This is a genomic window from Stenotrophomonas sp. TWI1183 (assembly GCF_039673115.1).
Taxonomy (GTDB): Bacteria; Pseudomonadota; Gammaproteobacteria; order Xanthomonadales; family Xanthomonadaceae; genus Stenotrophomonas; species Stenotrophomonas maltophilia_AA.
The window spans coordinates 1-22,085 of the sequence record NZ_JBDJKZ010000030.1 but is presented as its reverse complement, the minus strand read 5'-3'; the positions used below and the strand labels follow the sequence as shown (position 1 = coordinate 22,085).

Genomic DNA, 22,085 nt, shown 5'->3' with positions numbered 1-22,085 from the left:
TCTTCGAGGAGCCGGCCAGCGGCCGGCACTACCTCAGTGACCCTGCATCACCCGGCCGAGGCGCCGGGCCGCGGCTGCGCCTTCCAGCCGGCCGCCACCTCCACCCGCGGCCGGGGCAGGTCATGCAGCTGCATGAAGCGCTGGGCATCCACCGGACGCCCCAGCAGATACCCCTGCAGGTAATCGCAGCCCAGTCGTTCCAGGTAGGCCCGCTGACCGACCGTCTCCACTCCCTCGGCGACGATGTCCATGTCCAGCGCATGCCCCAGCGCCACGATCGCCGAGACGATCACCACGTCCTCGGAGCTGTTCTCCAGATCGCGCACGAAGGCGTGGTCGATCTTGATCTCGGTGGCCGGCAGGCGCTTGAGGTACAGCAGGCTGGAGTAGCCGGTGCCGAAATCATCGATGGAGATGCCCACGCCCAGCGCGGCCATGGCCTGCAGCAGGGTAAGGCTGGCCTCGGTATCGCGCATCACCGTGTTTTCCGTGATCTCCAGGATCAGCCGGCGTGGTTCGATGCGGTGGGTCTGCAGCGCCTCGCGGACCTCCTGCAGCAGGTTGGGCGAGGCGAACTGGATCGGCGAGAGATTCACCGACACCGTCCAGCCGTCATGCCCGGCGTCGTGCCAGACACGCAGCTGGCGGCAGGCCTCATCCAGCGCCCAGCGCCCGATCTCGTTGATCACGCCGCTGCGCTCGGCCAGGCGGATGAAGCGGTCCGGTGGAATCAGCCCCTGCTGCGGATGCCGCCAGCGGATCAGCGCCTCGGCGCCGCTGACCGACTGCCCGGCCACACGGGTCTTGGGCTGGTAGTGCAGGAACAGCTGTTCGGTCCCGATCGCGCGGCGCAGGTCGGCCAGCAGCTGGAACTGCTGCTCGGCGCTGTCATTCATCCAGTCCGCAAACAGCACGTAGGCGTTGCGGCCGGCTTCCTTGGCCTGGTACATCGCCGCGTCGGCGAAAGCCATCAGCTGGCGTTCGCTGGCGCCGTGGTCCGGGCAGATCGCGATGCCGATGCTGGCGGTCACCTGCAGATCGTGGCGCGGCAGCAGCGGCTCGCCGCCGACGGTCTGGATGATGCGGCTGGCCAGTGTCGCCACGTCCTCGTCGTTCTCGATCGGCACCACCAGCACGAACTCGTCGCCGCCCAGCCGCGCCATCATGTCCGCCGGCCGCAGCAGTTTGCGGGTGCGGTCGGCGACGGCCACCAGCAGGGCGTCGCCGGTCTGATGGCCGTAGGCGTCGTTGACCTGCTTGAAGCCGTCCAGATCCATGAACATCACCGCGAAGCGGCTGCCACGCTGTTCGGCCTCGGCCAGCGATTGCTCGATGCGCTGCTGCAGCAGCCGGCGATTGGGCAGGCGGGTCAGCGGATCATGCAGCGCCGCCTGGGTCAGCTCGGCGTGGGCATCGTCCAGCGAACTGCTCAGGTCGGTGTTGCGCAGCCGCAGCAGCTGCGCCTCCATGCGCTGGTCGAGCCAGGAGACGATCAACACCACCGCCAGGATCGCGATGGTCAGCACCAGGACCACCAGTGCCAGCCATTGCGCCTGCAGGCCGTCACCGGCCGCCGCGCCGCAGATGCTGCCGGCCGGGAAGCGCGCCGCGGCCATGCCGGTGTAGTGCATGCCTACGATCGCGGTACCCAGAACCAGCGCCGGTGCGGCGCGGTCGCGCAGCCGACGGTGCGTGCTGCGCAGGCGGAAGGCGATGAACAGCGCGGTCCATGAAGCGACCACCGCGATCACCAGCGACAGCGCCACCCAGCCGGCGTGGTAGTCGATCCCGGGCTGCATGTGCAGCGCAGCCATGCCCAGGTAATGCATCGAGGCGATGCCGCTGCCCATCAGCACGGCGCCGAGCGCGAGGCGGCCGTGCGGCAGGGTGGGTTGCGATACCAGCCACAGTGCGAAGATCGAAGACGCCATGGCGGCCAGCAGCGAGACGGTGGTCAGGCCGAGCGCGTAGCCGAGCGGGATCGGCAGCCGGAAGGCGAGCATGCCGATGAAGTGCATGGACCAGATGCCCAGCCCCATCGCGCAGCCGCCGCCGACCAGCCACAACCAGGTGGTGCGGGGCGTGGCCGCGGTGGTGACCCGGCTGGCCATGTCCAGCGCAGTGAACGAGGCCAGCACGGCGACCAGGAACGAAACGACCACCAACCACGGGGTGTAACTGCCGATCAGCATGGATGACGCTCTCCCTGGTCAACATCTGAGCGATACGACAGAACGCGGCGCCATCACCGCAGAGTACCGGTGAAGGCCTCGTCTTCAGCCAAGACTAACGCCACGCCCGGGGGGGATCGCAAGGGGCAGGCGCGCGGCGCCGCGGAGCGGTGGCGTGGTTGTCCCGGCGTGTCCCGGGTCAGCGGCTGACGCTGTCGGCGGCATCGAACGCCGCGTCGAACAGGCGCTGCACCGGTGGGCCCATTTCGCCGGCCAGCACCGTGAGCAGGAACAGCCCCAGCAGCAACGCCACCGGCAGGCCCAGCTGGATCGGGTTCAAGGCCGGTGCCGCACGGGCCAGCACGCCGAAGGCGAGGTTGATCGCCAGCATCGCCACGGTCAGCGGCAGGGCCAAGGTGAGCGCGCCACGGAAGACCTGCAGCAGGAAGGTCGGGGCAATGCTCAGGAACGCCTGTGGATCGGGCAGCGAGGTGCCGATCGGCAAGGCCTTGTAGCTGTCCATCAGCAGTGAGATCAGCGCCAGGTGCCCGTTGACGGTGAAGAACAGCAGGCCGAACAGCAGATAGAACCACTGCCCGATCACGCCGGAGCTGCCGCCGCGCAGCGGATCGCTCATCTGCGCGAACGCCAGGCCGGTGCCCTGGGCCACCAGCTCGCCGGCCATCGCGCCGGCTTCGAATACCAGCCGCAGCACGAATCCGATCGAGACGCCGATCGCCAGCTCGCGGGCGACGGTCAATACCGTGGCCGCATCGAAGCCGGTCCATTCCGGCACCGGCGGCAGCATCGGCGACAGCGCGATCGCCAGCGCACCGGCCAGCAGCACGCGGATCCGCGATGGCACCGCGCGGGTGCCGATCAGCGGCATGGCCATCAGCATCGCGCCGATGCGCAGCATGGTCCACAGGATCGTGCCGATCATGCCGAAGGCCTGCAGGCCATCGGCTGCCATCTGGGTCGCGGAATCCACGGCGGCGGGCCTCAGCCGATCAGGTGGGGAATGCGCTGGAACAGCAGCGTGGTGTATTCGACCAGGTGGCCGATCAACAGGCTGCCCAGCGCGAACAACACCACGGTCAGGGCGGCTGCCTTGGCCACGAAGGCGATGGTGGGTTCGTTGAGCTGGGTCGCGGCCTGGACCACGCCGACCACCACGCCGACGATCAGCACGGTGAGCAGCAGCGGGCCGGCGACCCACAGCACGGTGATCAGGCCACCACGCAGTTCGGTCAGGGCAAGTTCGGGCGTCATGTCGGTCTCGGGTCCGTATCGGTCAACAGGGCGGGGCGGTCAGACCGCATTGAAACTGGCAGCCAAGGTGCCAACCACGAGGACCCAGCCATCCACCAGCACGAACAGCAGGATCTTGAAAGGTGCGGAGACCAGCATCGGCGAGAGCATCATCATGCCCATCGACATCAGCACGCTGGCCACGACCAGATCAATGATCACGAACGGAATGAAGATCAGGAAGCCGATCTCGAAGGCGGTCTTCAGCTCGCTGGTGACGAACGAGGCGACCAGGATCGGGAACGGGATGGCATCCGGGCTGGAGTAGGTGCCATGCCCGGCCATGCCGGCGAAGGTCATCAGGTCCGTCTCGCGGATCTGGGCCAGCATGAAGGCGCGCAGCGGCTGGGTGGTCAGCGTCCAGGCGGTCTGGAAATCGATCTCGCCGTTGAGGTAGGGCGCCATGCCGCTGCCCCACGCCTTCTGCCAGACCGGCAGCATCACCATCGCGGTGAGGAACAGGGCCAGGCCGAGCAGCACCTGGTTGGACGGTGTCTGGCCGGTGCCCAGCGCCTGGCGCAGCAGGCCGAGCACGATGATGATGCGGGTGAAGGCGGTCAGCACCAGCAGCATCGACGGGATCAGGGTGATCGCCGTCATCAGCAGCAGTGTCTGCAGCGGCAGGCTGACCGGCTGGCCGCCGATCTTGCCGACATTCACGTCCGGCAGCGCCGGTACGCCCGGCACGCCGGGCGCAGCCCAGGCCAGGGCCGGCAGCACGCACAGCAGGGCGGTCAGCAACAGCGGCAGGTAACGGGTCCAGGAGGTACGGGGGCCACGCATGATCAGGATTCCTTGCGCAGCCGCTGTTGCAGCAGCTGGGCGAAATTCGGGAGGTGTTTGAAATCGGGAAGGCGGGCCGGCGGCGGGGTCGGCAGCGGTTCGGGCAGCTGATGCAGCGTGTTGATGCCGCCGGCGGTGACACCCAGCAGCAGCTGGGTGCCATTGACCTCGACCACCACCACGCGCTCCTTGGCGCCGACGGTCAGGCTGGCGACCACGCGCAGGCCTTCGGCCGGGCGGAAGCCGCTGCCGGGCATGCGCTTGAGCAGCCAGCCGAGGCCGACGATCAGTGCCAGCACGCCCAGCAACGCCAGCACCGCACCGAACATGCCCGGTGCGGCGGCGGCATGCTGGCCGACCTTGACGGTCGAGGCGCCGGCCGCGATCAGCAGCCCGGCACTCAACGCAGTCTCCGGATCCGTTCGCTCGGGCTGACCACGTCGGTCAGGCGCACGCCGAAGCGGTCGTTGATCACCACCACCTCGCCATGGGCGATCAGGGTGCCGTTGACGAACACGTCCAGCGATTCGCCGGCACCGCGTTCCAGTTCCACCACCGAGCCCTGGTTGAGCTGCAGCAGGTTGCGGATCGGCAGGCGGGCGCGGCCGACTTCCAGCGACAGGGTCACCGGTACATCCAGGATCACATCCAGGTTCAGCTCGGGACCGAGGTTCTCATCGGACTGCAGCGTGGTGAACTGCGCGGGCGTCGGTTCCACCGGGGACAGCGGTTCGTTGGATTCGATATCGTTCATTTCGAGACTTCCTGGAGTACGGGAACGCGTGGGCGGGTGCCCGGGGGATGGGTGGCGGTGATCTTGACGGCGTTGCACCCGTTGGCGATGCCGAACTCGCCGGTGAACACCGGGATGTTCTCCACGCACAACGGCACCTGCGCCGGCATGTCGATCGACAGGATGTCGCCGACCTTGAGGCCGGTCAGTTCACGCAGGGTCATGCGCTTGCTGGCCAGCACGCTGGAGAGCGTGACTTCGGCGATGTTGAGCTGTTCGCGCAGCATCACGCCCCAGCTCGCGTCGCGGTCGTTGCGATCGCTCTGGATGCCGGCATCGAGCAGCTCGCGGATCGGCTCGAGCATCGAGTAGGGCAGGGTGACGTGGATGTCGCCGCCACCGCCGTCGAGCTCGACGTGCAGGCGGCAGACCACCACGTATTCGCGCGGCGTCACGATGTTGGCGAAGTGCGGGTTGATCTCGGAGTTGATGTACTCCAGCTCCACGTCCATCACCGGCGCCCAGGCTTCCTGCAGGTCGGCGAAGGTCTGCTTGAGCAGCAGGTGGATGACGCGCATTTCGGTGGCGGTGAACTCGCGGCCTTCGATGCGGGTCGGGTAGCGCCCATCACCGCCGAAGAAGTTGTCCACGATCGCGAACACCAGCGTCGGCTCGAACACGATCAGCCCGGTGCCGCGCAGCGGCTTGAAGCGGATCAGGTTGAGGTTGGTCGGCACGTACAGCGAGTGCATGTAGTCGTTGAACTTGATCAGCTCGATGCCACGCACGGAGAGTTCGGCCGAGCGCCGGATCAGGTTGAACAGGCCGATGCGCCACAGGCGCGCGAAGCGCTCGTTGACCATTTCCAGGGTCGGCATGCGACCGCGGATGATGCGGTCCTGGCTGGCGAAATCGTACGAGCGCGCCTCGCCGGGCGTGGGCGCATCGATGTCGGTCTCGACCGCACCGGAGTCCACGCCATGCAGCAGGGCATCGATCTCGTCCTGGGAAAGCAGGTCATTCATGGTCGCCCTTACTGGGTCACGAAACTGGTGAACAGCAATTCGTCGGCACCGGGCTTGCCGGTCTCGGCCTTGAGCAGCTTCTGCACTTCGGCCAGGGAACTGGCCTGCAGGCGCTCTTTGCCGGCGCGGTCGGCGATGTCGGTCGGTTCGACCTGCGAGAACAGCATCAGCAGCTTGGCGCGGATGGCCGGCGCATGCAGCTTGATCGCCTCCATCGCGGCCGGGTCTCGGCTCATCAGCTGCACTTCGACCTGCAGGTAGCGCGGGCCGTCGAAGCTGCTGTTGAGGTTGACCACGAACGGCGGTTCCAGGCCGAAGTACTGCGCCGGGGCAGGCACGGCGGATTTGCTGGTGGCCGGCTTGGCGGCCTTGTCGTCGTGCTTGGACTGGGTGAAGTACCAGACGCCGCCACCGGCGGCGCCGGCGGCGAGCACCGCGACCAGGGCGGTGACCAGGAGCGGACTGCGCGGCTTGGCGGTCTTGTCCTTGTCGGCGGATTTCTTGGTTTTATCGGCGGCTGCGGCCACGGGGGAAGCTCCAGAGGATTGCTTCCTGCCTACATGCAAAGGGCGTGCCTGAATGCTGGAGATGGCGTGCGTCGGGTTTCTGGCGGGGGTGGGCACGCAACACAGGGGCGCACGTTTGCCTCGCCGGAACCAAGGGCAGCCACGCATGGCGTGGCTCTACCGGTGGCGCCAGCCGAGCCATGTGTGGCCGCCAGCCGGGCGAACGTGGCCGCCGCCAGCCGGGGGTAGAGCCACGCCATGCGTGGCTGCACGGCTACGCGATCACGCGTAGGCGTCGACCAGGCCGCGCTGGCGGATCAGCTGGGACGGGGACAGGGTGGTGTCGGCCAGCGCCGGTTCTCCGTCGTCGCCGGTCAGGCCGCCGCTGCCATCGCCACGTCCGCCGTCGGGTGCGGTCTGCTGCTGGCCCACGTCGGCATTGCCGAGCTGGAAGCCCTGTTCGCCGAGCAGCTCACGCAGGCGCGGCAGGCTGCTTTCCAGCGCGTGACGCACATCGGCGTGGGCGCTGGTGAAGGTGGCATGCACCTTGTCGCCGTCCAGCTGCAACCGCACTTCGATGGGCCCCAGGTCGTTCGGGGTGATCTTGATATGCGCGTGGCCGATCTTCTGGTCCGCCAGCCAACCGACGCGCGCGCCGACGGCATCGTCAAAGTCTTCGCCGCCCAGATGCGGGGTGGCGGTGGGGGAGCCGGTGAACAGGCTGGCGACGACCGGCTTGGCCTCGGTCATGCCCTGCAGCGCATGAAGCAACGGACTGGCGGGGGCATCGGGGCCGTCGTTGGTGGCCGCGTTCAAGGCGTCCGTGAAGGTCTTCAGCAGCAGGGCATCGTCGGCTGGCGCGGCATCGGCGGCCAAGGCGGGCAGTGCGATGCTGCCGTCGGTGGGCGGCGCGGCGGCCAGCGCCGGCGGGGTGGCGTTCGCCTCCGGAGCTGCAGTCGCCAGGGCCGGCAGCGCCGCATTGGCGCCGGCGGCGGTACCGGCCGCCACAGGTGTGACCGGCGTGGGCGCCGGCACCGGCACCGGCAGCCCGTTCAATGCCAGCCCGGCCAGTCCCAGCGGCGGCCAGGCGGCTTCGGTGTCGTCGGCCGGCTCGGCGGCCGGCTTCTCCGCCGTGGCCGGTGCCTTGCCCGTGGCATCGGTGGCGGCGACCGGGTCGTCCGCCTTCGTGGCGCTCGGCTTGGCGGGGCGCGTCGTTGCGTCCTTGTCCGGGCCGGGGGTGTTGGTGGTGGTGCTCTTGGCCGTGTCGCGGCTGCTGCCGGACCTGCGCGGCGTGTCGTTGCGCGGTGCCTCATTGCCCGGCTTGAGCAGCGCGTCAAAGTCCCGACGGTCGGTGCCGCTGGCACTGTCCGCGCGCGGGCTGGACGAGGTGCCGCCCGCATTCTGTGCGGATGCGGCGCCGCCGAGCAGGGCGGGGGGCATCACGGGGTGCCTCCGTTCTCGCTGTCTTCGCGCTGCGCCTGGCGCGAGCGCCGGGCCCCGAGGTCGTCCATCTCGCGCTGGTCGCGGCGGTCGGTGACCACCTTTTCCTGCGCGCGGTAACTGGCGGCCAGCTGTTCCAGCACCTGCTTGTCGCGGCTGGCCAGCAACAGGCGGGCGCGCTCCGCGTCGACCTTCTCGCGGTTGTTGTCCACGGTCTGCCGCTGCTGGGCGACCGCACTGTCCAGGCGATCCAGGAACGCGCGGCGGTTCATCAGCTGGGCCGGGCTGGTGGCCGACATCTGTGCGCCGGCGTACTCCTCGGCGTAGCGGCGCAGCTCATCCAGGCGTGACACATGCGTGTCGAGCGCGCGCTGGCGCTCGGCCAGGTCGCGGGCGACCTCGTCTTCGTGGTCCTGGGCTCGTTTCAGCAAGGGGTCGAAGCGCTTGGATTGGATCATGGCTTAAGTCTCTGGTTCCACCAGCCGCTTGAGGGCGGCTTGACTGTGCGGCAGGTCGGCGGCTTTGCCGACGTCCTGGCCGAGGAATTCAACAATGTCCGACCAGCGCTCCAGCGCCTCGTCGGTCGCCGGGTCGTTGCCGCGCTGGTAGGCGCCGATCGCGATCAGGTCGCGGTTGGACGAGTACGCCGAGACCAGCCGCTTGAGCTTGCGGATGCGCAGGCGCCACGGTTCGTCGGCGATTTCCGTGACCACGCGGCTGACCGAGGATTCCACGTCGATGGCCGGGTACAGGCCGCTGTCGGCGACGCGGCGCGAGAGCAGGATGTGGCCGTCGAGAATGGCACGTGCGGCATCGGCGATCGGATCCTGCGGATCGTCGCCTTCGGTCAGCACGGTGTAGAAGGCGGTGATCGAGCCGCGGCCCTTCGCGCCATTGCCGGCGCGTTCGACCAGCGCAGGCAGCTTGGCGAACACCGACGGCGGATAGCCGCGGGTGGTCGGCGGCTCGCCGACCGACAGACCGATTTCACGCTGGGCCTGCGCGAAGCGGGTCAACGAGTCCATCAGCAGCAGGACGTTCAGGCCCTGGTCGCGGAACCACTCGGCGATCGCGGTGGCGCGGTAGGCGCCGTGCAGGCGGGCCAGTGGCGGGCGGTCGGCCGGGCTGGCCACCACCACCGCGCGGCGCAGGCCTTCTTCACCGAGCGTGCTTTCCACGAAATCACGCACTTCGCGGCCACGTTCACCGATCAGGCCGACCACGATGACGTCGGCGGCGGTGTAGCGGGTCATCATGCCCAGCAGCGTCGATTTACCCACGCCGGAGCCGGCGAACAGGCCGACACGCTGGCCACGACCGATCGGCAGCAGTGCGTTGATCGCGCGCACGCCCACGTCCAGCGGCTGGGTGATCGGCTCGCGCGCCAGCGGATTGATCGATACGCCGGCCATGCCGACCGTGCCTTCGGCGCGGATCGGGCCCTTGCCATCCAGCGGCACGCCGTCGCTGTCGATCACGCGGCCCAGCAGGCCTTCGCCCACCTCTACGCCACCGCGGCCCAGCGAAGGCACAACCCGCGCATTGGGCAGCAGGCCATGCAGTTCCGCGCTGGGCATCAGGTAAGTACGTTCACCGGCGAAGCCGACCACTTCCGCATCGACCCAGCCCCCATCGGCCACTTCGACCTTGCAGCTGGCGCCCATCGGCGCTTCGCAGCCGACCGCTTCCAGCGTCAGGCCGACCGCGCGGCGCAGCACGCCTTCGCGGATCAGGCCACGGCCATGGGCGGTGTCCGGACGGATGTTGTCCAGCCGCGAGGCCAGCCGCAGGTTGCGTGCGGCGGTCCAGTCGGCGGGCGGGGGCAGGGGCTCGGTATTCATGGGGTGGTTCCGGCTTTGCGGATGACCGCATCCAAGGCGCCGCGCAGGCGTGCATCCAGCGTGCCGTCGATGCGCACGGCTTCGGCATGCACGCGCAGGTCGCCGCGGCTCAGGCTGAGATCCGGCGTCAGGCGCTGGTTCGGGGCCAGGTTGAGCACCGGGGCCAGCGCGGCGATGTCATCGGGGTGCAGACGGACTTCCACGTCGCGGTTTGCACCGCCCACGGCGTCCAGCGCCTCGTTGACCAGCTGTGCGAGGAGCTCCGGTTCGGCTTCATAGGCACGGCCGACCAGGTTGCCGGCCACGCGCACCGCCAGCTCGCCGAGCGCGGCGACCACTTCATTCTCCAGCCGCACCAGCGGCCGGCTGAAGTTGTCGAGGATGCCTTCGATCTGCGCGATCAGGCGGCGCACTTCGGCCTGGCCCTGGGCCAGCCCCTCGGCGTGGCCCTGGTCGAAGCCGTCTTTCTCGGCGTTGTCCTGGATCGCCTGGATTTCCTCCAGGGTCGGCAGCTGCAGCAACGGCTCCGGCTCGAACTCCAGATCCGGTTCGGTGAGTTCGAACTGTTCTTCCGGTGGCGGCTCGGGCACCGCCAGCAGGTCCGGGGCAAGCCAGCGCACGGCGTTGTTCACAGCATCGCCTCCGCGTTGCCACCAATGGTGACGGTGCCTTCATCGGCCATGCGCTTGACGATCGCCAGGATCTCGCGCTGCGCCACTTCCACGTCGGACAGGCGCACCGGGCCACGGGCTTCCATGTCTTCCAGCAGGATTTCAGCTGCACGCTGGGACATGTTGCGGGTGATCTTGTCGCGCACCTTGATGTCGGCACCGCGCAGGGCCAGGCCGAGGCGTTCGCCGCTGACTTCGCGCAGCACCAGCTGCAGTTCGCGGTCGTCCAGGTCGACCAGATCGTCGAACACGAACATCAGGTCCTGGATGCGGCCGCTGAGCGGGGCGTCGATGCGCGCGATCTCGCCCAGGATCGCCTGGTCCTGGCCGCTGTCCATGAAGTTCAGGATGTTGGCCGCGCACTGCACGCCACCGATGTTGGACGACTTCAGGTTCTGGTTGCCGGCGAACTGGCGCTCCATGATCTCGTTGAGCTCATTGAGCGCGTTCGGCGGGATGCCATCCAGGGTCGCGATGCGCAGCAGCACGTCCACCCGGGTGCGCTCGGGCAGCAGCTTGAGCGCATCGGCGGCCTGGTCGGTTTCCAGGTGGGCCATCACGATGGCGATGATCTGCGGGTGCTCGTTGCGGACCAGGTCGGCGACGGCGCGCGGATCCATCCACTTCAGTGCATCCAGGCCGGTGGTATTGCGGCCGAGCAGGATGCGGTCGATCAGGCTGCCGGCCTTTTCGGTGCCCAGGGCCTGCACCAGCATGTTGCGGATGTAGTCGTCCGAACCGACGCCCAGCGAGGTCTTGGAGCCCAGCTCGCTGCCGAACTGGTCCATGACGCGCTCGACCTGCTCGCGGGTAATGTCGGTCATGGTCGCCATGGCGATGCCGATCTTCTGCACCTCCTTGGGTTCCATGTGGCGCAGCACTTCGGCCGCGTCCAGTTCGCCCAGCGAAAGCAGCAGCACGGCGGCGCGCTGCACGCCGGTCAGCGGGGGAGGTGCATCAATCATTGGCCACCCAGCCCTTGACCACCTGGGCCACGCGCTTGGAATCGGTCTTTACAGCTTCACGCGCCATGCGCAGTCGTTCCTCGTAAGAGTCCACCGGCAACGCCAGGGGTTCATGTCCCGCCGCGTGCAGGCGTTCGCTGCCGATCGCAGGCAGGCCCTCGCCATCGTCGACCAGCTGCACATCGGCACTGTGGGGTTCAAGTTCGTCGTCTTTCGGCTTGGTCTGGCCGGTGATCGAGCGCAGCGCCGGGCGCAGCACGCCGAACACCAGGGCCAGCACCACGATCGCGCCCAGCAGCAGACGCAGTGCGTCCTGTACCTGTGGCAGCTCCCACCACTTCGGCCCTTCGACCGGGGTGACCTCACGCACGAACGGGGCATTCATCACCGAGACCGTATCGCCACGCTCGGCATCGAAACCAACGGCCTGCTTGACCAGCGCCTCGACCCGGGTCAGCTCCGCGGCCGAGAGGGCCTGGTCGGCCATCTTGCCGTTGGCGCCGGCGCGCGGCACGTTGTCCACCAGCACCGCCACGGAGACGCGCTTGATGCGGCCGGCCGGCTGGCGGGTGTGCTGCAGGGTGCGGTCCAGCTCGTAGTTGCGGGTGGCGTTCTTCGAGGTTTCAGTCGGTGCCTGGGCGGTGGCCGGGGCGGCCGCCGGACCCGGCGGGGTATTGCTGGCCGCACCGGGCACGCCCTGCGGGCCGGGCACGTTGCTGCTGTTCTCGCTCATCTGCTCGCTGCGCAGTTTCTGCGGCTCGCCGTTGTAGAGCTCACGGGCTTCTTCGATCACCGAGAAGTCCATGTCCACGCTGACTTCCGGATTGACGCGGCCGGGGCCGGTCATCGGTTCGAGCAGCTCGCGGATGCGCTGGTTGAACGAGGTTTCCTGGCGGCGGACCTGCTCGAACTGCGCGGCATTCATGGCCGCATCGCTGTTCGGGTCGGAGACGCTGAGCATGCGACCGCTCTGGTCGACCACGGTCACGCGCTCGGGGGCAAGGTCCGGGATGCTGGCCGCGACCATGTGCACGATCGCATCGATCTGGCCGCGTTCGAGCTGCTGCCCGCCCCGCAGTTCCAGCACCACCGAGGCGCTGGCCACGTCACGCTGGCGGGTGAAGGCGCTGGGCTTGGGGATGGCCAGGTGCACGCGCGAATCGCGGACCGGGCGCAGCGTGTTGATGGTGCGCGACAGCTCGGTTTCCAGCGAGTGCTGGTAGCGGGCGTTCTCCATGAACTGGCTGACGCCGAAGCCCGGGTCGCGCTCCATCAGTTCAAAGCCGAGGCGGCCGCTGTCGGTCAGCCCGGAGCCGGCCAGCTTGAGGCGGGCATCGTGCAGGTTCTTCTCCGGCACGGTGATGCCGCCGGTGGCGGGGTCCAGCTCGAAGGGGATCTGTGCCGCGCGCAGCAGGTCGGTGGCCTCGGCCGTGGCCTTCTGGTCCAGCCCGGTGTACAGCGGCACCATGCCCGGCTTCTGCGACCAGAAGAACACGAACAGCCCTGCCGCCACGGCCACGGCGATCATCGCCATCAGGCCGAGCCGACGGGTGATCTGCAGGCTTTGCAGCCGGTCGAACCACTGCCCAGCCTTTTCGGTGTTCAGCGATTCTTTGGAGAGCGACAGGGCCATGCGTTTCTATCCTTACAGCGGCATGTTCATCACGTCCTGGTAAGCCTGGACGAGACGGTTACGGACTTCCACGGTGGCGCGGAAGGCGATCTGGGACTGCTGCGAGGCGACCATCACTTTGGCCAGGTCCGCACCGGGTTCACCCAGTTCGAAGGACTTGGCCAGCGCGCCGGATTTCTGTTGCGCATCGTTGACGCCGGCGATGGCGCCACGCAGGGTTTCGGTAAAGCTGGGGCCCTGGATCTCCTGGGGGGCCACCAGGCCCTGGATGGCATTGCTGCGCGGCACGTCCGTCAGCGGACTGACGGCGGGTTGCCCCATCTGGGTCTGGAAGGTGCGGATCTGAGAAAGGATCGAGGTGACGGAGTGCGACATCTGGAACGTTCCGAAGCAGGGGTGGGTTACGGGTGAATACGTTGCAAGTGCCGTGCCGAAACCGATGAGCGATTCAGTTTTGTAAGGGGGGGCGGGGGTTTGCGGTCAGGCGGGTGCGGTACGACGGCATGCGCCAGCGGCACTTTGTTGCGGTGACGTGCCGGAGAGTCGACGCCGGAAAACCGGCGGAGGGTGGGGTCAAAAAAAAGCCCGGGACGTGCCCGGGCTTTTGCTTTCCAGCTGCCAATCCGCTCAGCCGGCCAGTTCGGTCTGGTCGCGCTCGATGCCGTACTTGCGCAGCTTTTCCACCAGCGTGGTGCGGCGCAGGCCGAGCAGCTGGGCAGCGTGGGCGACGACGCCCTGGGTGCGTTCCAGTGCTTCGTTGATCAGGTTCAACTCGATGCTGGCCATGTGGTTGCGCAGGTCCATGCCGTCGTCCGGCAGGGCCGGCGCGCGGGCGGCCGGGCCGCTGCCGTTGTCCGCAGCCGTGGTGCCCTGGGCACCCGGGGTGTGGAACGAAAAGCTGCGCAGGTCCAGGCGCTCGTCGGCGGCAACCGCCGGTACGGCCGCCACGACCGGGGCCGGGACGGCGAAATCGCCGCGGTAGCGCGCCGGCAGATCCTGCACGCGCACGTTGCCGCTGGGGTGCAGCACGGCCAGGCGCTCGACCAGGTTGGTCAGCTCGCGCACATTGCCCGGCCACTCGTAGGTGGCCAGCGCCTGCAGCGCTTCGCCGGTGAAGCGCACTTCGCCGCGCCCGGTGCGGGCCAGCTGGCCGGCAATGGTGGTGACCAGCGCGGGCAGGTCTTCGCTGCGCTCGCGCAGGGCCGGCACGTCGATCGGGAACACGTTGAGCCGGTAGAACAGATCTTCGCGGAACTTGCCGTCGGCGATGCGCGATTCCAGATCGCGATGGGTGGCGGCGATCACGCGCACGTTGCAGCGGATGGTCTGGTTGCCGCCGACCCGCTCGAAGCTGCGCTCCTGCAGCACGCGCAGCAGCTTGACCTGCATCGGCAGGCTCATGTCGCCGATTTCGTCCAGCAGCAGGGTGCCGCCTTCGGCCATTTCGAAGCGGCCCTTGCGGGCGCTCAGCGCGCCGGTGAAGGCGCCCTTTTCGTGGCCGAACAGTTCGCTTTCCAGCAGGTCGGCCGGGATCGCGCCGCAGTTGATCGCCACGAACGGACCGTCGCGGCGCGGCGAACGCTGGTGGATCGAGCGCGAGACCACTTCCTTGCCGGTGCCCGATTCGCCCAGCACCAGCACGGTGGTGTCGAACGCGGCGACCTGCTCGATCATGCGGCGCAGCTGGGTGACGGCCGGGCCCTCGCCGGTCGGACCCTGGTCCTGCACGGCGCCGGCCTGGTGCTCGGCATCCAGGCGCTTGAGGCTGGCGCGGCGCAGCAGTCCCTCCATCTGCGCGTGGCGCAGCGGGGCTTCCAGCGGCCACACATTGGCTTCGTGCAGACCGTACTGCCGGGCGAAAGCGGTGGTGTCGCCATCGATCAGCATCACCGGCGGCGGCAGTGCGCCCTTGCCCAGCCAGGCGAACAGCGCGTCGCTGCGCTCGGAGCCGTCCAGGCCGCCGATGATCGCGGCCATCCAGTCGTTCGGGCGATGGCGGGTGATGTCGAAATCGTTCGCGTCGGCCACCCAGCGCGGGTTGAAGTCCATGAACTCCAGCAGGGCGACGGTGCGCTCGGCGCGGACCGCGTCGTTGTCCACGACCAGGATGCGTGATTCGCTCATGATCCGTTCCCCTTCAGCCCTTCCAGGATCGGCATCACTTCCTGGATGTAGGACAGCTTGCTGACGAAGTTGTCGGCCCCGGCGCGCAGGGCGTGCTCGCGGTGTTCGGCGTCATCGAAGTGGCTGGCGATGACGATGTAGGGTGCGTCGTCCTGCGATTTGATCAGGCGGGTCGCCTGCAGGCCGCCCATCTCCGGCATGGCCAGGTCCATCAGCACCACCTTCGGGCGCAGCGACTCGGAGCGTTCGATCGCTTCCAGGCCATTGGCGGCGCTGCCGATCACATCGAGCCAGTCGACCTTGCGGAAGTGGCGCATGGCGGCGTTGATGAAACCTTCGTGGTCGTCGACCAGCAGGACGGTGAGCTTGTTCATGTCTTCCATTTCCTTCAGCCCACCCGGGCCAGGAGGTGCGGGGTGCTGGCATGGCTGCGGCGGCGTTCGCGCGCCGGGGCGATGTCCAGTTGTTCGCGGTATTTTGCAACGGTACGGCGGGCGATGTTCACCCCCTGCCGCGAGAGCAGGCCGGCGATGGCTTCATCGGCCAGCGGGCGCGCGGCCGGCTCGGACTCGATCAGGCGACGCACCATGGCCTTGACGGCCTGGCCGGAGACGCTGGCACCTTCCAGGCGCACTGCGAAGAAATGCTTCAGTTCCAGCGTCCCGCGCGGGGTCTGCAGGTACTTGCCGGTGGTGATGCGCGAGACGGTGGACTCGTGCATGCCGATTTCGTCGGCCACTTCCTTCAGCGTGAGCGGCGCCATGGCTTCTTCGCCACGGGTCAGGAAGCCGGACTGGCGCTCGATGATCACCCGCGCGGTGCGCAGCAGGGTGTCATAGCGCATCGACAGGCCACGGGTCAGCCAGCGCGCTTCCTGCAGCATGTCGCGCAGCGGCTGGGCCGCTTCGGTGGTCTCGGCCAGGGCCTGTTCGTAGTGCGGGTTGATGCTGAGGCGGCGGCTGGTGGCCGGATTGAGCGCCACGCGCCACTGGCCATCGGCGTGCCAGGCCACCACGTCCGGGATGACCACGCCGTTGCTGTCCGGCAGCAGGCTTTCGCCCGGGCGCGGCTGCAGCGACAGGATCAGACGGACCGCTTCATGGATGTCGGCGACTTCGGCATCCAGTTGCCGGGCCAGGGCCGGGTAATCGTGTGCGGCCAGTGCGGCCAGGCCGTGATCGAGCACGCGCTGGGCCAGATGGCTGGCGGGGACCCGGCCGGGCAGGGCGCGCAGCTGGACGCTCAGGCATTCATGCAGGTCCTGCGCGGCCAGGCCGACCGGGTCGCCGTGCAGGATCTGCTGGCGGACCGCTTCCACGCCCGCGGCATCGACATCGCAGCGGGCGCTGGCGAGCAGGGTCAGCTGGGCGAGCGGGGCATCCAGATAGCCGGCGTCATCGCAGTGCTCCAGCCAGAAACCGGCCACGGCCAGGTCGCGGGCATCCAGCTCCATCGCCAGGCGCTGCAGGGCGCGCAGCTGCGGGTCGGAGGATTCGCCCGCCGCCACGCGCTGCATGCGGTCATCGTCGCCATCCTGCCAGCCGGCGCCGGCGACGTCCCACATGGTGCTCTCGGGCAGTTCGTCGAAGGCGGCCACGTCCTGGCTGGTCGTAGCTTCGGCGGTCTCGGCCGCCACCGGCTCCGGCGCTTCCTCGAGCTCGAGCAGCGGGTTGCTGTCCAGTGCGCGGCGGATTTCCAGTTCCAGCTGCATCCCGTCAAGCTGCAGCAGGCGGATGGACTGCAGAAGCTGCGGCGTGAGGTGAAGCTGCTGACCCATCTGGGTCGACATGGAGGCTTTCAAGGTGGTTCCCCGTTCGCACCGACTCCCCGGTGCGTTATGGAACACATCTTGCTTCTGTTCCCGTACGCCGGGAATCAGGGGGTTCCTGAGTCGGGTCGTCAAATGCCTGACAGCGTGTAGGGAGAACCCCTACACCAGCGCGGTATTTTGACGGTGCGGGACGGTCCGGCCTTGCACGGTGGTCGCCAGCACCGCCTTCCCGGCTTCAATAATCCGTCACCGATCGGCCGGCGGCCCGCTGTGTGCCGGAGAACCGGCGCACTTCACTCCAGCTCGTGCTGGTGGCGGGCGGCGAGCAGCACCAGATCATTGGCGCGGCGGCAGCCCAGCGATTCCATCATGCGGGCGCGGTGGGTCTCCACCGTCTTGACGCTGATGCCGAGGTCGGCGGCGATTTCCTTGTTGCTTTCGCCCTTGCCGATCTGGCGCAGGATCTCGCGCTGGCGCGGCGACAGGGCCGCGACCCCCACTGGCTTTTCCCTGCCCAGCATGGGCGCCAGCATCTTGGCCGAGATCTGCGGGCTCAGGAACACCTGGCCGGCATGGGCGGCACGCAGCGCCAGTTCCAGCTCCTGCGGGGCGGCATCCTTGACCACGAAGCCGACCGCACCCCGGTCGAGCGCATCGCGGACGTGCACGGCATCATCGTGCATGGTCATCATGACCACGCGCGAGCCGGGCGTCCGCAGCAGGATGTCGCTCAGGGCTTCCAGGCCGGTGCGGCCGGGCAGGGACAGGTCCATCAGCACCACGTCCGGGGAATGCTGCACGCTCAGTTGCAGCGCCTGTTCGGCGTTGCTGGCCTCGGCGATGACCTCGACGTCGGCAAAGCCCTGCAGCAGGCGGCTGAGGCCGGCACGGACCAGGGTGTGATCATCGACGATGAGAACGCGCACAGGCTGCTAGGGAAGCGGGGAGGTCGTCACCTTAACGGAGTGAAGGCCTACCGCCAAGCCGATTGGGTCACAGTCGGGAGCGTATGGTCAGCGCAGACGACGTGCTTCGGCGATCTGGCGGCGGTGCAGGCGGAACAGATGACGTTCCAGCGCCATCTCCAGCGCGTCGCTGAGCCCCTCGAACCGCAGCCAGAGATAGTGCGCCCCCGAGCCGTTGGCGGCTTCGGCGACGATGACCACCGGCAGGTCGATATGGTCGGGCAGCCAATCGCAGGGCTGCAGGCGGATCACGCCCATGCTTCCCGGGGTGGCGCCGCTGCGTGTGCCCTGTTCCAGGCGGATGCCGCGGCGCGACCAGCGCAGCGGACGCAGGGGCAGGTCCTGGGTGGTCTGGCGCACCAGCCGGCCCAGCAGCACCATGACCAGGTCCAGCTTGGCTTCCAGGCGCTGTACCTGCAGCGTCGCATCGCTGCGGTCGTCATGGCCGTCGTCGCCGCGCGCGTCCTCGACCAGGGCCACGCTGCGCAGCAGGGTCTCGGCGGTGCCGGGGCGGATCACCGCGCTGCCGATGCGGAACTCGGCCGGCAGCGCCAGTTCGCAGCTCAGCGTCTCATCGAACAGCTCGCTTTCGGCCGGGTGATGGATGGCGCTGGTGCGAAGGTCGGTCATGACAGGGATTCTGCGGTCAGGTACGCCTGCGCGGCGCGAAGGGACTGGTGGCCATTGTGGATGTGGCGGCTGGCATCTTCGCGCTGACGCATCATGAACAGCATGATGCGCTGCTGGCGCGCCTGCAGCGAGGACAGGCCCGGCACATCGAACAGGGCCGACGGGCCGGCCAGGTAGTCCTGTTGGGCGGCATCGAGGGCGTCCAACTGCAGCCCGGCCTCGTCGAAATTCTCGTCGTGCAGCGCGGTTTCCAGTGCATCGAGCCGGGCGTTCAGCGCCCCGAGCGAACTCACGGAGCAGCCTGCGCAGTCTGGCGCTGCTGCTGCGGGATGGCATTCCAGGCGGCGTCGATCTCGCCGAGCAGCTCGAGGGCTTCGGTCAGCGCGGCCGGATCATTGTGCAGGTTGGCTTCGGTCAGCCGGTGCATCACGTAGTCGTAGAGCGAGGACAGATTGCCCGCGATCTCGCCGCCGGCCTCATGGTCCAGCGAGCCGTTGAGATGGCCGACGATCGCACAGACCTCGCCGATCGCCTTGCCTTTGCGTGCCTGGTCGCCACGTTCCAGGCAGGCCAGCGCGAGACGAAGGCGTTCGCAGGCACCGGCCAGCAGCAGCGCCACCAGCTTGTGCGGGTCGGCATCGGTAACCGAACTCTGCACGCCGACCTTGCGGTACTGCTCGGTGAATTGACGGTTGGAACCGTACATCAATCATGTCTCCTTCATGCGGGGCCGCGAGGTTCGCGACATCGTCGGCACCGGGTGGAGCCTGCGGGGTGTCCTGCCAGTGATATCGGCAGCGGGCCGGTTCAACTTGAGTCCGCTGCCGCGATCGATCAGCCGCTGAGCTGCGAGAGCTGCGAGGTGAGGCTGGACATGGTCTGGCTCATCTTGCTCATCAGCGCGTCGAGCGCGAGGAACTGCTTTTTGTAACGCTCGGACACGCCTTCCATGCGCACATCCAGCGCCTTGCGGCGCTTGTCGATGTCGGTCAGCGTGGTGTTGAGGCTCTTGGTGCGCGAGACGAACGCGCCTTCCTTGCCCACGGTGGTGCTGACATAGCCGTCGACCATGGCAAACAGCTTGGCCGCCGCACCGTCATCGCCGGTGAAGGCTTCGCGTACCGCGCCACCCTGATTGACCAGGGCTGCGTCGAACTTGGCGGTATCCAGCACCAGGCTGCCATCGGCGTTGGGATAGGCGCGGGTCTGCAGGCCGATTTTCTTGGGGTCCAGGCCGGCGGCCGAGAGATCCTTGAGGATGCCGCCCATCATGCTGCGCAGCTGGCTGGAAGCGCCGCGCATCTGCGCATCGCCGGTCAGCGAGGACGGTTCCTTGTTCTCGATGTCGTACTTGGTCGCGGTATTGATCGCCGCGATGGCGCCGTTGTAGGCGGTGACGAAGTCCTGCATCACCTTGCGTGCGGCCGCCACGTCGGTGCTGATGGTGACGGTGCTCTCGCCGGTCTTCTTCAGGTTCAGGGTCAGGCCGGGGACGACGTCGGTCACCGTGTTTTCGCTGCTGGTGACCTCCACGCCATCGATGATCAGCCTGGCGTCGGCGGCGGGCGTGCGCTCTTTCAGGCTGTCAGCCAGCGCGGCGAGCTTGGCGTTCGACGGGTCGGCGGTCAGCTTGATGGCATTGGCGGTACCGGACTTCTCCTGCGAGATCGACAGGTACTGGTTGTCGCCGGAGGAGATCAGCGTGGCCTGCACGCCCGAGGCGCGACCGGCCTTTTCGATCTTGGTGCGGATCGAGCTGAGCGTGTCATCCGCTTCGACGTTGATGTTCAGCGTCTTCTGCTTGTCGCCCACGCCCACGGTAAGCGTCAGGGTTCCGGCGCCGAAGGTTTCTGTCTTCGGCAGCGAGGTGTCGGCGATCCACTTGTTCGCCGTGGCAAGTTCCTTGACGTCGATGACGTGGGTGCCGGCCGCGGCCGCGTTGGTACCGCTCGGCGTCAAGATCTCGTCGGTACCGGGCTTGCTGGCCGTGAACGTGCGGGCATCGAAGGCCGTATTGGACTTCAGTGCCTTCAGCGCCGTGTTCAGGGTGTCGAACGCGGATTTGACCGTGCCGATCGCCGAGAGCTGCATCTTGGCCTTGGACTGCTGCAGGTTCAGTGCGTTGTCCGCCGGCTTGCGGTCGGCGGCCACCAGGCTGCTGACCATGCCGGAAATATCCAGTCCTGAACCGATGCCGCCGTAACCGAAGTCCGCCACGTTGTATCTCCTGTTTGTTGCCACTGCAGTGAAGTCGCAGGGCGATGCCATCAACGAAAGTAGCGGCCGTAGCCGCCGGGTCTTTAGAACCACGTTGATGCAGGAGTTGTGCCAGCCAGGGCGGGGGCGGGTTTGGCACGCCGGTTGCAGGAGCCCTGGGGCAGGGGCGGCGGTCCGCGCCCTTGATAGGGGGTCTGTAAAAAACCCTCCTCCAATGCAGAGGAGGGGCCAGGCTACTGAAAAGCGGGGGGAGACGAAGCCACCCGGGGTGTTCAGTCAAACAAACAGCGCTGATAACAGTTCTGCCGCAGGGGCGGGCCATGGCCACGATGATGTGGCGACCGGGAGAGAGTCCGGTCCCATGGCCATGGCCCGTTCCTGCGCGTGCTTTGCGATGCCTCGGGTTGCCCGCGCCGCCGGCCGAAGCCGGCGGCGGGGACGATGCAGGCGTGGATCAGCGCAGCAGGCTGAGCACGTTCTGCGGCACCTGGTTGGCCTGGGCCAGCATGGCCGTACCGGCCTGCTGCAGGATCTGGGTGCGGGTCAGTTCTGCGGTTTCCTTGGCGAAATCCGTGTCCTTGATGCGGCTGCGCGACGCGGACAGGTTTTCGGTCGAGGTCTGCAGGTTCGCAACCACCGAGGTGAAGCGGTTCTGGATCGCACCCAGGTCGGCGCGGGTGTTGTTGATCGATTCCAGCGCGTTGTCGACCAGCGACAGCGCCTTCTGTGCACCGGTCACGGTGGATACGTCCAGATCGGTCACGGTTTCACTGGCAGAGGTCACTGCGCTGGTGGCGAAGGCCGCGGTGGCTGCGCCGGTGGCCCAGTCGCCGGTCGCATCGTCCCATGCCTTGGTGGTCAGCGCGATGGTGCCGGCGACGTCGGTGTCCACGTCGGTCGCCAGGTCGCCGCCCGACTTGACCTGGGTGACGCTGATGCCCAGACCATCTTCGCTCAGCGTCGCCAGAATGCCGGTTTCGCCCAGCTTGGCATTGACTGCGGTCACCGCGGCACGGTTGAAATCGGCTGCGCTGGAACCCGCGGCCACGTCGACCTTGCCCACGTCCACGGTGCTCACGGTGCCATCGGCGCCCTTGATGCTGATCGTGCCACCGACCTGCGTGCGGACGGTGGGCGGCGCGGTGGTGCCGTCGAACTGCGCCAGGGTGGCGCTGCTGAAGCTCGAATTGCCCAGCTTGTCGACGGTGGCGTCGACGACCTTGTCGATGGCGATCGCCTGACCGGCGTTGGCGCCGACCTGGAACAGCTGGCTGGAGAACGAGCCGTCCAGCAGCTTGG

Annotated in this window: 24 protein-coding genes; all 24 read right to left on the bottom strand. The window is 67.9% G+C overall.

All coding sequences use genetic code 11. The annotated features are described in order from the left end of the window. Positions 1-47: 47 nt before the first annotated feature. Entirely contained in the window at positions 48-2,192 is a 2,145-nt protein-coding gene (locus ABE434_RS18450; RefSeq protein ID WP_346479829.1) for an EAL domain-containing protein, read from the bottom strand. 178 nt (positions 2,193-2,370) lie between these two features. Beyond that, the gene (fliR, locus tag ABE434_RS18445; protein ID WP_176989039.1) at positions 2,371-3,162 is read right to left on the bottom strand and encodes a flagellar biosynthetic protein FliR; all 792 of its coding nucleotides are present in this window, start codon (positions 3,160-3,162) and stop codon (positions 2,371-2,373) included. 11 nt (positions 3,163-3,173) lie between these two features. Further along, a complete protein-coding gene (locus ABE434_RS18440; protein ID WP_019184809.1) occupies positions 3,174-3,443 on the bottom strand; it encodes a flagellar biosynthetic protein FliQ in 270 nt (89 codons plus the stop codon). 39 nt (positions 3,444-3,482) lie between these two features. After that, the gene (gene fliP / locus ABE434_RS18435; protein WP_346479828.1) at positions 3,483-4,265 is read right to left on the bottom strand and encodes a flagellar type III secretion system pore protein FliP; all 783 of its coding nucleotides are present in this window, start codon (positions 4,263-4,265) and stop codon (positions 3,483-3,485) included. Positions 4,266-4,267: 2 nt separating this feature from the next. Beyond that, positions 4,268-4,669, bottom strand: coding sequence for a flagellar biosynthetic protein FliO (gene fliO, locus ABE434_RS18430; RefSeq protein WP_176989038.1), 402 nt, complete (start codon positions 4,667-4,669; stop codon positions 4,268-4,270). Further along, positions 4,666-5,019: a flagellar motor switch protein FliN gene (fliN, locus tag ABE434_RS18425; protein WP_176989037.1), complete on the bottom strand. Its 354-nt coding sequence runs from the start codon at positions 5,017-5,019 to the stop codon at positions 4,666-4,668. Before fliN ends, fliO begins: the two co-directional genes overlap by 4 nt. Continuing rightward, positions 5,016-6,023: a flagellar motor switch protein FliM gene (gene fliM / locus ABE434_RS18420; protein ID WP_176989036.1), complete on the bottom strand. Its 1,008-nt coding sequence runs from the start codon at positions 6,021-6,023 to the stop codon at positions 5,016-5,018. Before fliM ends, fliN begins: the two co-directional genes overlap by 4 nt. Positions 6,024-6,031: 8 nt before the next feature. After that, a complete protein-coding gene (locus tag ABE434_RS18415; RefSeq protein WP_176989035.1) occupies positions 6,032-6,550 on the bottom strand; it encodes a flagellar basal body-associated FliL family protein in 519 nt (172 codons plus the stop codon). A gap of 261 nt (positions 6,551-6,811) precedes the next feature. Continuing rightward, the gene (locus ABE434_RS18410) at positions 6,812-7,969 is read right to left on the bottom strand and encodes a flagellar hook-length control protein FliK (RefSeq protein ID WP_346479830.1); all 1,158 of its coding nucleotides are present in this window, start codon (positions 7,967-7,969) and stop codon (positions 6,812-6,814) included. After that, positions 7,969-8,427: a flagellar export protein FliJ gene (gene fliJ / locus ABE434_RS18405; protein ID WP_179458999.1), complete on the bottom strand. Its 459-nt coding sequence runs from the start codon at positions 8,425-8,427 to the stop codon at positions 7,969-7,971. The genes ABE434_RS18410 and fliJ overlap by 1 nt, the downstream gene beginning before the upstream one ends. A 3-nt stretch (positions 8,428-8,430) precedes the next feature. Next, complete coding sequence (locus tag ABE434_RS18400) at positions 8,431-9,810, bottom strand: FliI/YscN family ATPase (protein ID WP_179458998.1); 1,380 nt, start codon at positions 9,808-9,810, stop codon at positions 8,431-8,433. Continuing rightward, positions 9,807-10,442, bottom strand: coding sequence for a FliH/SctL family protein (locus ABE434_RS18395; protein WP_346479827.1), 636 nt, complete (start codon positions 10,440-10,442; stop codon positions 9,807-9,809). Before ABE434_RS18395 ends, ABE434_RS18400 begins: the two co-directional genes overlap by 4 nt. After that, positions 10,439-11,425: a flagellar motor switch protein FliG gene (gene fliG, locus ABE434_RS18390; protein WP_176989152.1), complete on the bottom strand. Its 987-nt coding sequence runs from the start codon at positions 11,423-11,425 to the stop codon at positions 10,439-10,441. Before fliG ends, ABE434_RS18395 begins: the two co-directional genes overlap by 4 nt. Positions 11,426-11,438: 13 nt before the next feature. Beyond that, on the bottom strand, positions 11,439-13,079 hold the full coding sequence (gene fliF, locus ABE434_RS18385; RefSeq protein ID WP_346479826.1) for a flagellar basal-body MS-ring/collar protein FliF: 1,641 nt from the start codon (positions 13,077-13,079) through the stop codon (positions 11,439-11,441). Positions 13,080-13,091: 12 nt separating this feature from the next. Further along, complete coding sequence (gene fliE, locus ABE434_RS18380; protein WP_346479825.1) at positions 13,092-13,454, bottom strand: flagellar hook-basal body complex protein FliE; 363 nt, start codon at positions 13,452-13,454, stop codon at positions 13,092-13,094. 252 nt (positions 13,455-13,706) lie between these two features. Beyond that, complete coding sequence (locus ABE434_RS18375) at positions 13,707-15,203, bottom strand: sigma-54 dependent transcriptional regulator (RefSeq protein WP_346479824.1); 1,497 nt, start codon at positions 15,201-15,203, stop codon at positions 13,707-13,709. Then, the gene (locus ABE434_RS18370) at positions 15,200-15,577 is read right to left on the bottom strand and encodes a response regulator transcription factor (protein WP_026070040.1); all 378 of its coding nucleotides are present in this window, start codon (positions 15,575-15,577) and stop codon (positions 15,200-15,202) included. Before ABE434_RS18370 ends, ABE434_RS18375 begins: the two co-directional genes overlap by 4 nt. A 14-nt stretch (positions 15,578-15,591) precedes the next feature. Beyond that, positions 15,592-17,004, bottom strand: coding sequence for an RNA polymerase factor sigma-54 (gene rpoN / locus ABE434_RS18365; protein WP_346479823.1), 1,413 nt, complete (start codon positions 17,002-17,004; stop codon positions 15,592-15,594). Positions 17,005-17,267: 263 nt separating this feature from the next. Next, positions 17,268-17,900: a response regulator transcription factor gene (locus ABE434_RS18360; protein WP_121036749.1), complete on the bottom strand. Its 633-nt coding sequence runs from the start codon at positions 17,898-17,900 to the stop codon at positions 17,268-17,270. 87 nt (positions 17,901-17,987) lie between these two features. Next, on the bottom strand, positions 17,988-18,569 hold the full coding sequence (locus ABE434_RS18355; RefSeq protein ID WP_176989027.1) for a PilZ domain-containing protein: 582 nt from the start codon (positions 18,567-18,569) through the stop codon (positions 17,988-17,990). After that, on the bottom strand, positions 18,566-18,862 hold the full coding sequence (locus ABE434_RS18350) for a hypothetical protein (protein WP_176989026.1): 297 nt from the start codon (positions 18,860-18,862) through the stop codon (positions 18,566-18,568). Before ABE434_RS18350 ends, ABE434_RS18355 begins: the two co-directional genes overlap by 4 nt. Then, positions 18,859-19,275, bottom strand: a complete 417-nt coding sequence (gene fliS / locus ABE434_RS18345) for a flagellar export chaperone FliS (protein WP_179458989.1) — start codon at positions 19,273-19,275, stop codon at positions 18,859-18,861. Before fliS ends, ABE434_RS18350 begins: the two co-directional genes overlap by 4 nt. A gap of 128 nt (positions 19,276-19,403) precedes the next feature. Further along, on the bottom strand, positions 19,404-20,786 hold the full coding sequence (gene fliD / locus ABE434_RS18340) for a flagellar filament capping protein FliD (RefSeq protein WP_346479822.1): 1,383 nt from the start codon (positions 20,784-20,786) through the stop codon (positions 19,404-19,406). A 454-nt stretch (positions 20,787-21,240) separates the two neighbouring features. Next, positions 21,241-22,085 (bottom strand): flagellin (locus ABE434_RS18335; protein WP_346479821.1); only part of this gene is annotated, 845 nt, incomplete at its 5' end.

What these genes read in the sequence shown, in the direction of transcription:
- ABE434_RS18450 (WP_346479829.1), bottom strand. Translation starts at nt 2,192, where the DNA reads ATGCTGATCGGCAGTTACACCCCGTGGTTGGTGGTCGTTTCGTTCCTG.
- ABE434_RS18440 (WP_019184809.1), bottom strand. Translation starts at nt 3,443, where the DNA reads ATGACGCCCGAACTTGCCCTGACCGAACTGCGTGGTGGCCTGATCACC.
- fliP (WP_346479828.1), bottom strand. Translation starts at nt 4,265, where the DNA reads ATGCGTGGCCCCCGTACCTCCTGGACCCGTTACCTGCCGCTGTTGCTG.
- fliN (WP_176989037.1), bottom strand. Translation starts at nt 5,019, where the DNA reads ATGAACGATATCGAATCCAACGAACCGCTGTCCCCGGTGGAACCGACG.
- fliM (WP_176989036.1), bottom strand. Translation starts at nt 6,023, where the DNA reads ATGAATGACCTGCTTTCCCAGGACGAGATCGATGCCCTGCTGCATGGC.
- ABE434_RS18410 (WP_346479830.1), bottom strand. Translation starts at nt 7,969, where the DNA reads ATGCCCCCCGCCCTGCTCGGCGGCGCCGCATCCGCACAGAATGCGGGC.
- fliJ (WP_179458999.1), bottom strand. Translation starts at nt 8,427, where the DNA reads ATGATCCAATCCAAGCGCTTCGACCCCTTGCTGAAACGAGCCCAGGAC.
- ABE434_RS18400 (WP_179458998.1), bottom strand. Translation starts at nt 9,810, where the DNA reads ATGAATACCGAGCCCCTGCCCCCGCCCGCCGACTGGACCGCCGCACGC.
- fliF (WP_346479826.1), bottom strand. Translation starts at nt 13,079, where the DNA reads ATGGCCCTGTCGCTCTCCAAAGAATCGCTGAACACCGAAAAGGCTGGG.
- fliE (WP_346479825.1), bottom strand. Translation starts at nt 13,454, where the DNA reads ATGTCGCACTCCGTCACCTCGATCCTTTCTCAGATCCGCACCTTCCAG.
- ABE434_RS18375 (WP_346479824.1), bottom strand. Translation starts at nt 15,203, where the DNA reads ATGAGCGAATCACGCATCCTGGTCGTGGACAACGACGCGGTCCGCGCC.
- ABE434_RS18370 (WP_026070040.1), bottom strand. Translation starts at nt 15,577, where the DNA reads ATGAACAAGCTCACCGTCCTGCTGGTCGACGACCACGAAGGTTTCATC.
- ABE434_RS18355 (WP_176989027.1), bottom strand. Translation starts at nt 18,569, where the DNA reads ATGACCGACCTTCGCACCAGCGCCATCCATCACCCGGCCGAAAGCGAG.
- fliS (WP_179458989.1), bottom strand. Translation starts at nt 19,275, where the DNA reads ATGTACGGTTCCAACCGTCAATTCACCGAGCAGTACCGCAAGGTCGGC.